Origin of the sequence: Parabacteroides sp. AF21-43, assembly GCF_003635435.1 — a bacterium.
In the GTDB taxonomy this organism is placed as follows: Bacteria; Bacteroidota; Bacteroidia; order Bacteroidales; family Tannerellaceae; genus Parabacteroides; species Parabacteroides distasonis.
Genome location: NZ_QTMG01000070.1, coordinates 359 through 908 on the forward strand (window position 1 = coordinate 359; position 550 = coordinate 908).

General features: G+C 46.2%; 1 protein-coding gene. It reads left to right on the forward strand.

What is annotated here, in order from left to right; all coding sequences use genetic code 11:
- Positions 1-233: 233 nt before the first annotated feature.
- A partial coding sequence (locus tag DWX84_RS21385; protein WP_233573990.1) for a CHC2 zinc finger domain-containing protein occupies positions 234-550 on the forward strand: 317 nt, incomplete at its 3' end.

Here is a 550-nt window from a genome sequence, read left to right on the forward strand (position 1 = left end):
CTTGTGAACAAGCGCATGATTGTGAAAGAGGGCAAGGGCTACCGCTATAATCCCGATTTCCATTATTAAAAGTCAGTTTGGTTTAGTCCGGGTGTATATACAAGAGGAACGGACTTACTATTTCCCTGTATCGGAACAGGCAGGTTTAGTATGGTACGGGTGTATATATAACGGACTAAACAGGACTGGCGCACTTTTCAACTATTTTTTTTATCCCCAAAAAAGAAAATGTTATGAACATCGAAGATGTGAAACAAATACCCATCGCAGACTATCTGCACAGTTTAGGTTACTCTCCTGTCAAGCAGCAGGGTAACGGCTTATGGTACAAATCACCGTTAAGGGAGGAACACGAACCGTCTTTCAAGGTGAACACTGACCGCAACCTTTGGTATGACTTTGGCGCAGGCAAGGGCGGCAACATCATCGCACTGGCAAAGGAACTCTATTGTTCCGACAGCCTGCCATACCTTTTAAACCGGATAGCGGAACAGACACCGCACGTCCGCCCGGTCAGTTTTTCTTTTCCCCAGCGTAGGACAGAACCGAG